This is a genomic window from Corallococcus sp. AS-1-12 (assembly GCF_020036995.1).
Taxonomy (GTDB): Bacteria; Myxococcota; Myxococcia; order Myxococcales; family Myxococcaceae; genus Corallococcus.
Map to the genome: position 1 here is coordinate 1 of NZ_JAIQDD010000061.1, position 10,578 is coordinate 10,578.

General features: G+C 65.2%; 8 protein-coding genes. 3 read left to right on the plus strand and 5 right to left on the minus strand.

Going from position 1 to position 10,578, the window contains the following annotated elements; translation table 11 throughout:
* Positions 1-92: 92 nt before the first annotated feature.
* Positions 93-2,108, minus strand: coding sequence for a DNA polymerase (locus K8556_RS38255; RefSeq protein ID WP_223745081.1), 2,016 nt, complete (start codon positions 2,106-2,108; stop codon positions 93-95).
* 84 nt (positions 2,109-2,192) lie between these two features.
* A complete protein-coding gene (locus K8556_RS38260) occupies positions 2,193-2,723 on the minus strand; it encodes a hypothetical protein (RefSeq protein ID WP_223745082.1) in 531 nt (176 codons plus the stop codon).
* A gap of 134 nt (positions 2,724-2,857) precedes the next feature.
* Between K8556_RS38260 and K8556_RS38265 the strand changes: the two genes are divergently transcribed.
* Both K8556_RS38265 and K8556_RS38270 read left to right on the plus strand, forming a co-directional pair.
* Positions 2,858-3,685: a DUF5677 domain-containing protein gene (locus K8556_RS38265; protein WP_223745083.1), complete on the plus strand. Its 828-nt coding sequence runs from the start codon at positions 2,858-2,860 to the stop codon at positions 3,683-3,685.
* A gap of 39 nt (positions 3,686-3,724) precedes the next feature.
* Positions 3,725-4,777, plus strand: a complete 1,053-nt coding sequence (locus K8556_RS38270; RefSeq protein WP_223745084.1) for a nucleotide-binding protein — start codon at positions 3,725-3,727, stop codon at positions 4,775-4,777.
* Here K8556_RS38270 and K8556_RS38275 read toward each other — a convergent pair.
* Together K8556_RS38275 and K8556_RS38280 are read right to left on the minus strand one after the other, a co-directional pair.
* On the minus strand, positions 4,722-6,632 hold the full coding sequence (locus K8556_RS38275; protein WP_223745085.1) for a DEAD/DEAH box helicase family protein: 1,911 nt from the start codon (positions 6,630-6,632) through the stop codon (positions 4,722-4,724). The genes K8556_RS38270 and K8556_RS38275 overlap by 56 nt on opposite strands.
* 13 nt (positions 6,633-6,645) lie before the next feature.
* Complete coding sequence (locus tag K8556_RS38280) at positions 6,646-8,028, minus strand: PD-(D/E)XK nuclease family protein (protein WP_223745086.1); 1,383 nt, start codon at positions 8,026-8,028, stop codon at positions 6,646-6,648.
* Positions 8,029-8,301: 273 nt separating this feature from the next.
* Here K8556_RS38280 and K8556_RS38285 point away from each other — a divergent pair, with 273 nt between their 5' ends.
* Positions 8,302-9,138 carry a hypothetical protein gene (locus tag K8556_RS38285; RefSeq protein ID WP_223745087.1) on the plus strand — a complete coding sequence of 279 codons (837 nt, stop codon included), beginning with the start codon at positions 8,302-8,304 and terminating at the stop codon, positions 9,136-9,138.
* Between the two features lie 117 nt (positions 9,139-9,255).
* Here the strand turns inward: K8556_RS38285 and K8556_RS38290 are convergent.
* Positions 9,256-10,578 (minus strand): virulence-associated E family protein (locus K8556_RS38290; protein WP_223745088.1); only part of this gene is annotated, 1,323 nt, incomplete at its 5' end.

The following is a 10,578-nucleotide window of genomic DNA, read 5'->3' on the forward strand; positions in this document are numbered from 1 at the left end:
ACGTGAGCTGCATCGCCCTGAAACAGTGCGATTCGTTCCGTGAGGAGTTCTGTCTTCACCTCACTGCAATGGGGGCAGGCCGCGCGGGCGGTTCACGCAGCGGCCCTCACGTCTGGCTCCCACACCAGAAGACGCCCTGCAGCGTCGCGCACGGTGGCGGCTTCCTTGGACAGCACGCGCGAGAGGGCGGGCTCCGCCTCGATGGCATCTGAGAGGTCCGGAGTCGTTTCCCGCATGGCTTGCCGCATGAGGTGCGCCATGCGCTCAGCCGCGTCGTGCAGCCGGTTGGGGCAGTCCGCGCGCAGCTCCGCCACCAACTCGTCGTGCACCATGAGGACGAGCCGGGAGCCCCAGAGAGGGGAGTGCCGGGCCGTGTACATCTCCCGCGCGACGCGCCAGGTGGCCAGCTTCGCCCCCACGGCCCCCAGCCCCTGAAAGGGCGTGTTGAGCCACTGCGTGTAGCCGCACCCGCCCCGGAGGATGTTGGCCCCGGGAATGAGCACGTCCACGAGTTGCCCGCCGTAGGTGAGGCGACTGGCGCGGGAGAACAGCTCCCGTTGCTCGGGCCACGCGTCCATCCACCTGTCGCCGTAGCGCTGGGAAACTTCCACGCACGCGGCGCAGACCATCTTCACCTTGCCCTGGACGCGCACCGGCACGCGCTCGACGCCACACGTCTCCGCCGCCTTGGCCAATAGGCAGAAGCGGACGTCGTCCTTCGCCCGCGCGTGGTAGGCCATGGCGCCCGCGCCCATGCCGCCGCCCTTTCCGAAGTTGAAGACCTTGGCGAGCGCACGGAAGGACGTGGCCGTGGCGTCCTTCGCCTTCACGCGCGGCAGGAGGGCGGCGTAGCTCTCCCCCAGGAAGGTCGCGGCGGCGGATGTGTGGACGTCTTCCCTGGCCAACAGCGCCTCCGCCATGCGCGACCAGCCCACGTCCCAGATGGCTCGCTGGGCCATGGTGCGCAGCTCCAGGCCCGCGTAGTCCACCGAGCAATAGACGAAGCCGGGGCGGGCCTCGTGGCACTCGCGGACACCGCCTTTCTGGGGGAGCTGCTGGTAGTCGCTGGAGACGCGCGTCGTGGAGACGAGGACGTTGAATCGCGGGTTGAGCGGCACCGCGACGCCAGCCTCCAGCTTGCCCAGGTATGTGGAGCGGTACTTGTCCACCTTGCCGGCCTTGCCCAGCTCCTCCAGCAGCGGGTCGCCCGAATCGAGGAGCGTGTCCCTGTCGGTGGCCACCTGGCCGTCCGGGAAGCGCTCCGAGGGCGAGGTGACGGGCGGCATGCCGTTGTAGGCGGCTGAGACGCGTGCGGAGAGGCGCTTCGAGTCCTTCGTGCCATCAGGCCGGAAGATGCCCGCCGCGAGGAAGCGTGCGCGGTTGGCGTTCCACTCCGCCTCAACGCGCTGCCGCAGCTCCGCGACGCGCTCTCCGTGGGTGCGCAGTCCCCAGATGGATGCGAAGTGCAGCGCTAGAGCGGCGCGGACCTGGTCGGCTTCCGCGTGGAGGTTGCCGCCGTTGGGGACAGTGGCCGCGACGCGCTCTTGGGCGAGGTGGACGTCCAGGGTGAAGCGGGCGTCCCGCTTCGGGTAGGCCACGGCGGCGGCGGGCCACTGCTCCAGCGGCACGCCGTCGAGTTCCGCGTAGCGCAGGCGCCACGCGTCCGGAGCTTTCTTCTCGGCGCTGATGTCCTGGCCCAGGTGGCGCTTCACCAGGAGAGAGAGCGGATAGCGGGCGCCCTCGTCGTCGCCCAACTGGCGGCCCGTCTCCGGGTCCACGCCGTGTAGCCCCCGAGCGATGTCGATGAGCGCTTCGCGGATGGCGATGTCGTGCAAGCGCTCGGCTTCGGCGGCAGCGAAGACAGCATCCACGAGCCGCGCGTCGTCCGCGCACATGACGCCCAGGTCGTAGGCGAGGTTGGCCCCCGTTATGTGGATGCCTGGAGAGGAGAGGGCGTCTCGGAACCAGTCTCGCGCCTGGGCTGTGGAGAGGAGGCGCTCGCTGCCCGGTTCCGCATGCGCGATGGAGGCGCAGACGAGCGGCGGGGCGAGGAGGCCGGGTTGAATCAGGTGCGTCTCGGTGTCGAAGCTGAAGAGGGAGGTGGACACAACACGAAGAGGCCCGTGTCGTGGGCCAGCCGTGGCGGTAGGGGAGTCGCGCCAAGTACTCAGCTGCGTTGGGGAGGGGACTGCTCAGGCCAGGGCGTCGGCGAGGGCTGGCAGCTTCGCCTCGGCGCGCTTCGCCTCGATGGCCGCCAGCTCGTCGTCTGTGGGACTGACGGTGCTCCAGCGGTAGCCCTCGATGACCTTCCCGGGCTTGCCGTCCTTCTCGGGCAGCGTCTTGGGGAAGACCTCGCAGTCGATGAGGAGAAAGGCCCCGGCCTGCTTGTCACCAGTGAACTTGGCGAGCTGCTCCAGGGACAGCTCCTGCTCCTCGGCGCCGGCCAGCGCCATGACGAAGGCCTTGAAGCGCCCGCCACCGTTCTTCTTCGCGTCGGAGAGGTTCTCCACGTAGGAGGCCACCATTCCAATGCGACTGGGCTCGCTGGCGGGCTGCGTCCGCTCGGCGGACACCACCTTCAGCTCAGCGATGGCGGACAGGCCCTTGAAGCCGTCCTTGGTGCGGATGGACTGCACCTCCAGGCGGTAGCGACCGGCCTTGAGGTACTGCGCCCCGAGTGCCGCCTGGGCGCCGACGATTCGCGAAAGTGCTGCGTTGCTCATGTCACGTTGCTCCCGTTGGGGGACGCCGGAAGGACGTCCCATCCTCAATGGGGGCAGTTGCTCCATGTGGTGAAGCACTGGGGCTATGCTTAGACGGCCTGCGGCTGCGCATAGCAGGCGCAACGGGAGGGTCAATGAAGCCCCATGCCAACTGGACGGAGTTCGCGACAGATGTTGGACCGCGATTCTCTAGCTACCTTCAATCACTCAAAAGAGGCGAAATCGAAAGCTGGCTGCATCGGACATTCTGGTTGTTTTCATTTGTCCATGAGGGCATTGGTTCAAAGATTTCGAAAAACAAAGAGGCCGCTCGAATTTTGCAGCCACTGCTGACTGAAGTTCACGATATCCTTCGAGGGATTGTCCATTCGCAAGAGGCCGTGCTCCTTGCCGCCACGGTGCTTCAAGCGCGCACGGCTTTCGAGATACATTGCACAATAAAGTTCATCGCTGGCTCGCGGGAGCCAATGAAGTATGCAGATAGGTTTAGGCGATATGCGGATGTTGAAAGGTTCAGCTATCAGACTGGTAGCGCCAAGGCACCCAAGCTGAATGACGCGCAGAAAGAGGATATAAGGAAGAGGTGTCCCGAGTGGTTTAAGGCTGATGGCTCGCTCCGCTCGCGCATGAACTGGACGGCCGAGCAGGATACGGACAGTATCAAGAAAATTGCTGCGGCAGTTGGGTTGCTCGATCCCTATCTGCGTGGCTATGCGATCTCGTCGAAAATCACCCACGGGTCCCCTATGGGGAAGAATCTCTACATGGGGGAGGGGGGGATGTTTTTTGTGGCGAATCCCTTGCTCTGTAATTCACAGGCGGTAATTGGCGCCGGTGACTGCTTGGCGGCGATGGTTGAGTTTTGCGAATTTGCCGGAGTGCAGATGCCTCAGGAGGAAGTGCTGAAGCACCTAGTGGATGGTAAGAGTCTTGGTGGCTTGTTGAATGAGGAAGAATTCTAGGAGCTTGGATGATTGATCAGGACTCGGGGTGCGGATTCCATGGTTGAAGCTGATGGCGATTCTCGGCCGCTGATCGTTTTCTGGTCGTGGCAAAGCGATTCGGACGCATCGGTGAATCGAAATTTTATCGAAGACTGCCTGGAACGAGCCGTTAAGAAGATCTCAAAGAGCAGGGGTCTTTTGATTACGGTAGATCGGGATACCAAAGACGTTGGTGGGACGCCAAGTATTGCTGAGACAATTCTCAGGAAAATACGGTCGTCGGACTTGTTCGTTTTCGATGCGACGCATGTTTATCGCCGGCCGCGTGCGGCCCCCAATCCGAATGTGGCTCTGGAGTTGGGGTATGCATTGGCGGTGCTTGGTGAAACCCGAGTTATTGGCGTGCGGAACACTGTTGGAACGAAGGTCGACGAAGAGCCACCCTTTGATTTTCGACACCGAAAATGGCCGATAGACTACGTCCTTCGCCCGTCGCCTGGATGGCTCAGGAAGCTTGGGCGACGTTTCCCGTTTCTTTCCAAGCCGTTTCAAGAGCGGCGCGCAGTTGCCAGAGAAGCTCTTGTTAAAACATTTGAGCAGGCGCTAATTGGGGCCCTTGGCGAGCCCAAGACTGGTGCTTTGAGGGCGGATGTCGATCTCAAAGCGGCAATTCGCCTTTGGGCGCTTGTCTCGTCCTCGTGGCTGCAAGGATGGGTAAAGTATCGTCTGAATTACCCTCAGTACGAAGATCGTGATGTGCTTGGTAGATTCAATGAGTACGTTAGGAACTCCAGCTTGCCGGAGAATAGATTTTCAGATGAGAGGATTGGAGAGCTTCATGAGGCGGTGATTGGCTCAATGCGGGGGTATCTCAGGGTCTCAGCTTTTGAGCGAATTCCAGATGAAGTTGATGGTGGGAGATTTGTGATTAGTGCCAAGGCCAATGCCCATCGCGCCGGGCGCGATTATAGGGAGAATGATGCCATCTATGAACGTCAGGTTGCCGCAATCGAGGGTTGCGTCCAAGCGATCTGGGATGCGTGGGAGAGGTATGTTAGGGAGATGCATTCTCGCTATCCGGAAGTCGTTGAGGCTGGCGTGAAGGAATAGGTCTTGAGTGGAAAGTGTTGCTTTGAAGTGGTGGGTGCGATTGTAGAAGCTTTTGTGGCTGGCCATCAGTCTGCTGGATGAATGCTGCTCGTTCGCGAGCAGTAGCAAGGGCTGCCGCGTAGTCCTGCGTGTGAAGACACACGTCCACCTCGACGCAAGCTGCCTGCTGCCCGGGGCGGTGCGTGCGCGCGAGGAGTTGCTCCCAGAGAGCGCCGTCCGACGGCGGCGTCACCACAAGGTTTCGGCAAAACTGCTGGAGGTTCTTCCCCGTCGCGTGCGCCTTGATGCTCGCGACGATGGATCGGCGCCCGCTCTCCTGGAGGATGGCTTCGGACGCCGCGCGTCCCCCGCCGTAGAAGGGAATGCCAGCAGCGCGGGCGATCCGCTCGCCCAGCTCCGGAAACTCCACCCAGACGATTCCAACCTGGGTCCGCGCCCACTCAGCCGCGTCCTGCACGAGGAAGTCCGACACCCATACGGCTTGCGGCTCTGGCTGCACCGCGTCGTGAATCCCAGCCCATGCCTCCCACGTCGCGGCCTGCCAAACCGGCTTGTCGCCCTCGTAGGTCGGCACCATGTGCGCGCGGATGGCGGCCTTGGTGAGCAGCCCCGGCGAGTCCAGGTGTTCTTGCCGCTCGCCCTTCAGCTCCTCCCATACCTCCTTGTTCCAGGCCTTCCGCTTCGCGAACCACTCTTCGATCAGCTCCGGAGGCTCGCCCCTGGGGTAGCGCCAGCGGTGGTAGAAGCCGGCCGACAGCTGCCGCGCGCAAGCCATGGCCTGGAGCTGCTCCTGGAACTGCTCCCCATCCGGACGTTCGCCACCGTGCGCCAGCTCGATGAGCGCCAGCAACTCGACGGGCACCGGCCCCGGGTAGCGCGGGCGGATGATGAGCGGCTTGTCCAGGGCGCTCTCGTCCGTGGCGACGACGCCGCGCGTGTCGTTGCGGCGTCGCCGGAAGCCCTCGCGGACGTGCTCCTCGGGCTCGCACAGACGCTCCAGCGCGCCAGGTGGGGCAATCACCTTGCCTGGGTCCAGCGCCGTGCCCCATTCCTCGACGACGTGATGTGCGAGGGGCAGGGGCGAGCCCTCACGCAGCGCCAGTCGCGACAGGTGCGCGTAGTCCTTGATGCTCTTGGACGCGAAAGTGCCGGACAGGGCCACGAGCCGCGTCTCCGGACGCTTCTCGAAGTAGCGGAGGAAGCGCCCGGTGCGCGAGGCCTTCGGGTCCTTGAGGTTGTGCGCCTCGTTGAGGATGACGAGGTCCGGGCGGATGCGCTCCAGCAGGTCCGTCGCTTCCTGGCTGGAGAGCTTGTTGTAGGTGATGACGTGCAGCACCGGCAGGCCTGGCCGGAACCAGCGTCCGCCCGCGAGGTTGGGAAGGCGCCAGTGCGCGCCGTAGTAGTCCCACTCCGCCGTGAACTGCGGCAGCAGATTGGCGGGGATGAAGAGGCAGGCCACGCGGCAGGCTGGCATCACCATGGGTATGAGGAAGGTGGTCAGCTCCTTGCCGTGCCCCGTGCCGATGGGGCCCAGCAGCCCGCCCACGCGCGACGCCTCCAGCAGCGCCAGGGCCTGGACGCGCCGCAGCCGCGTGGGGCAAGGACGGGCAGGGGACATGGCCGCGCAGCCACACGGGCCTGTCGGCGCGCGTAGCTGGTTCTCCAGCGCCTCGATGTCCGCCGCAGTGTAGGACGCGGCCAGGTCGCGGCGGGGCAGGGCGAGGATGCGGGCCAGGTCTGAGGACCAGCCCACGGGCGAGCGGCCGGTGCGCGAGTAGTTCTCGGCTACCTGGGGCACGTTGCCCGGAGGCGGGGACGATGGCAGGGGCACGCCAAGGCGCTGGAGGAGCTTCACGGGCGGCCCTCGGCTACCGGACGCCCCGGACGAAGTGCCCCGTGCCGCACAGCGGCTCCAGGGCCTCCACCGCCACCTGCATCAGCTCGCTGCCGGCCACGCCCAGGGCGGCGTAGGTGCCGGGCTCGGGAGGCTCGGCACGGATGGTGGCAGCCAGGACGCCCTTCCACTTCCCGTAGGCCAGGGGGGAGTCGTTGGGGGCGACGCGGATGTCCACGACGCCGCACTCCTGCTCAATCTTCGCCACCATGCGGCCGACGTAGCCGGCCAGCGGCTCGACGGGACAGTTGGGCACGCAGTCCACGAACAGGGACAGGCTGGCCTCGGCGGGCCGCGTGGGCTCGGCGGTGCGGGCGGCCTCCATCTCCGCCTTCGTCCGCCGCTTGCGGCGCGGGGCCTCGTCACTGGCCGCCTTAGCGGGCTGCTCGGGCGCGGGGGAGGACGCCAGCGCCGGGTTGCTCTTGGGCGCGTCCGGGGGCAGCACCGCCGCTAGCTCCAGCTCCGGTGCCGCCTGGGCGGGTACGGGCGTCGTGGGGGCCGGTGCAGGCGTGGACGCAGCGGGCTGCACGGGCGGAGGCTGGGGCTTGAGGATGCGGTCCATCAGGGCCATTGGCTTGCTTCCTTGCGACTGCGAGTTGAGGCACTGCGCTTGGAAGGAGCACCCGCCGTACTTCTGGCAGGCGCTCCAGGTAGGTTTGACCTGGTTGGGGGAGGTGGCCCGCGCGACGTCGCGCATGCGGCGCGCCATCGGCTCGACGTGCGTGTGCCACTCGTCGCGGACGTGCTCGATGCTGACGGTGGCGACGACGGAGCGGGCGAGCTTCGCGCCGTGGGTCTGGAAATAGAGGTGCTCCAGCTCCAGCCGCTTCAGGCCCGGGAAGCGCTCGGAGGCGAGGACGGCCCAGTAGCCGTAGCCCACCATCTGGATGCCGGCGTCATGGGCAGCGGAGGCGAGCTGCTCGGGCGTGGCGGCGTAGCTGGCGATGGACTTCGTCGTCTTGTGGTCCGTGACGCGCAGCACGCCCTCGGCGAGGCGTCGCGGGTTGACGAGGTCGATGTAGCCGGTGAGCGGGATGCCGTCCGCGAAGAGAGGGGAGGGCTGGCCGAAGTGCTCCTCCACCAGGAGGTCAGGGCCTGGAGCGGGAAGCAGGTGCTTGCCGGCCGCCGCTAGTGGACCCAGCACGTCCTCGCCCGTGCGCAGGTAGTGCTCCAACTGGGCATGGACTGCGGTGCCAAGGTCCCGGGCCTTGAGGGGCCGCTCAGGCAGCCGGAGGACCTTGGCGAAGAACCACGCGCGCTCGCAGAGGGCGAACTTCCGTAACTGGGAGACGGACAGGCTGCGAAGGGCGCCAAGTTCGACGGCTTGCTGCTTCAGGCCTTCACGAGGGCGATCCACCCCAGACTAATGGGGGCAACTCCGTAGAGCTCGCTTAGTCACACCTGCACTCCGAACAGGCGAAATGTCGTGCTGGGTACGGGCACTTGGGTTGGTGGGGGAGACATGTTTTTATTGGCTGGTTGGGATTGCTTGGATTGGACGTCGCGGTGAGTGCGAATGTGGCCAAAAGGGGGCAATAAAAAAGGTGAGTACCCTCTTGCTCAATGGGTAGGCGCCCGTTACCGATTCTGTCGGGGCAGGTTGCGCGAGTTTCCTTCTGGCGAGGTGCCGATGAATCCGTTTGGATCGCCGTACCACGAGGAGCCGTCCGAGGAAGACGAGAAGGAGCAGCAGCCCACGCTGGACGAGAAGGAGAAGCCCGCGCTGGTGGAGCGTGCGACGAAGATTGTTTCGTTGCTGGCTTTGCCGACGACGGCGGTGTCGCTGCTTGCACTCGCGCTCAGTGTGTACAACTGGGGCTTGATGAGGGAGCTTACCGCAGCCCAGCGTGACGCTGCGGCGGCGCAGGCGGGACTGGCTGCTGCCCAGACCAAGCTTGCACTGGCCCAGTATCTCCAGATGGACAGCCAAACGCCGATCGTTAACACGAAGGCCGAAGCTGAGATGCAGCCGGAAATCGAGGTGTCCGCGACTGCTGAACTCGGAAAGAGCGGTCGTGAGTTGTTCATCACCGTGCGTACGAAGAACATCTCTAAGCGCATGGTTGCGGTGAATGTCGTGGGCGCCCGTGTCTGGGGAAACTGGTTCGCGGGAGCAACGCCGCAGAACAACGGCGGTAACTTGCTGGGCAGCTACATCCTCGTGCGCAACTGCGCCTTGGGTAAGTGCCCCACCGCGAATGTTCGTCATCGGGTGGCGCAGAGCGAGGAGGCGGCTCTGCGCCTTGCGCCGGGCAAGGAGAACACGACGTTGTTGGGGCCACTCCCTCTGAAGCGTGGCTTTTCAGGCCGAATGATTGTCGAGACGAGGGTGATGTTGGCCTCGACCTCCCTGCCTGAAGCGCAATGCGTGATCACCGAGACCTACGGGGATGGCCGCTTCCCGCTCATGCAACCTCCCGAAGGAGTCAAGAATTGCTTGTGGGAGGGTGGGGCCATCGGAATCTAGTCTGAATGATGCGCAGTTTCGGGTTGAAATAGGGAAGGAGGGACCATGAAGGACGGCAACGGCGGCAACTAGTCGGTAGGATCCGGGCATCGCGACATGGCGCGGGTTTCAGGGCCCCTAACGCAGGCGGGTTAGGGGCTCGTTACATTGTCGTGACCGTACCTGTGCGTCATGATGCATTGCGGTACTTGCGGTTAAGCTGGGGCTCTTCTCCTCAGGCGCGGAGCGAAGCGCCTCCGGCACCACCCAGACCCGCCGACGCACGGTGGCCACGCTCTGGATGCGCTTCCGGAAACCGAGATCGCGCAGGACGCTAGCAATCTCCCTATCCGTTGCTGCGTTGAGATTGCCCTTCAGGACGCCCAGCGCTTCCTCCGCCACGGTCAGCAGAGGCACGTCTACCGGACGCCGCGCAGGAGGCATGCGAAGGAGCCACTGGACGATGGCATCTCGCTTGCCGTCGTTCGGCGTCTCGCTGCGCTCCTTTGCCTGGGACTCAGCGCGAGGAGCTTCCTCCTCCGAAAGCCACCACTTCTCGCCCTGGCGGAAGCGCGCTACGGCCTCCGCCCAGACCTGCGCGCGGTCCGCCTTCAGTGCCTCGATGTCGATGGACGTGCAGCGCACCGGCCACCAGCGCCGGTAGCCACTCGGGTCGTTGCGCAGGTACTCCTCGCTGTTGGTGGTGCCGACGAAGACGCACCGCCGCGCCGTGCGCACTGTGACGCGCCCGTAAGGGGGGCGGTAAGTGTCCTCGCTGCGCGACACGTAGGCCTTGAGGGCCTGGACGTCCGCCGCGCGCCGGACGGCATCCAGCTCCGCAAGCTCGATGATCCAGAACTGCGAAGCGAGCGCTGCGGAGTCCTTATGCCCGATGTCCAGCGTTGCGTCGCTGAACCACTCGCCTGCCAGCACGCGGAAGGCCGTGGACTTCCGGAGTCCCTGGGCGCCTTCCAGGATGAGCACCGTGTCCACCTTGCAGCCAGGCCGAAGCGCCCGCGCCACGGCGCTGATGAGCCACTTGGGTCCGATGGTGCGCAGGTGCGCCACGTCGCCTGTGGCGCCCAGGTAGCGCTCCAGGAAGGTATCGATGCGCGGCCTGCCGTCCCAGACGAGGCCCTCCAGGTAGTCCCGAAGCGGGTCGTAGGCGTTGGCGTGGGCCACCTGGCGAAGCACGTCGCGCACCTGGGCGGGGCGGGGCATGAGGCCCAGGCGCCCGTAGCTGCTGCCCTGGACCCAGACGGCAATCTCCGTGTCCAAATCGTCCTGCCGCACGTCCGCGCGGAGGGGGCTGCCCGAGAACTCGATTTCCTTCGACGTCTCGTTAAAGCGCAGCGTGCCCCGCCACTCGGGCGAGCGCAGCAGCACCATGGACAGGTTGGCCTCGCAGTTGCGTAGCTTCTTCTCCCCGTCCCGCGTCTCGTAGGTGAGCAGCTCCTTGCC